This window comes from Halorubrum sp. SS7 (assembly GCF_005435055.1).
Lineage (GTDB): Archaea > Halobacteriota > Halobacteria > Halobacteriales > Haloferacaceae > Halorubrum > Halorubrum salinarum.
Genome location: NZ_SGXV01000202.1, coordinates 1 through 326 on the forward strand (window position 1 = coordinate 1; position 326 = coordinate 326).

A 326-nucleotide genomic window follows, 5' to 3' on the forward strand; every position below is an offset into this window, starting at 1 on the left:
ACTCGCCCGGGAACCGTCACCCGTGTCTTCTTATCACCCCCAACGCATACTGGCCGGTGTCGTGATCGCATCGCTCATCTCGCGGGTCGTCCTCCCGGCGCTCGTGCCACTCACCGTCCAGGGGTCGCCCGTGCTGCTGGCCGTCATCGCGTGCGCCGGGATCGGAACCGGTGCGCTGTTTCTCGTGAGTCTCGTCGCGTATCGACGCCGCCGGACCGGCCGGTACCGACTGATCAGCGCCGCGGTCGGCGTGCTCGTTCTGCGGTCGCTGGTCGGTGCCGGGACCGTGTTGGGGATCGTCCCGATGCCGGTTCACCACTTCGTCG

At 68.4% G+C, this 326-nt stretch carries 1 protein-coding gene; it reads left to right on the plus strand.

Annotation, left to right across the window (positions count from 1 at the left end; translation table 11 throughout):
* Positions 1–61: 61 nt before the first annotated feature.
* A partial coding sequence (locus EXE44_RS17625) for a hypothetical protein (protein WP_394348234.1) occupies positions 62–326 on the plus strand: 265 nt, incomplete at its 3' end.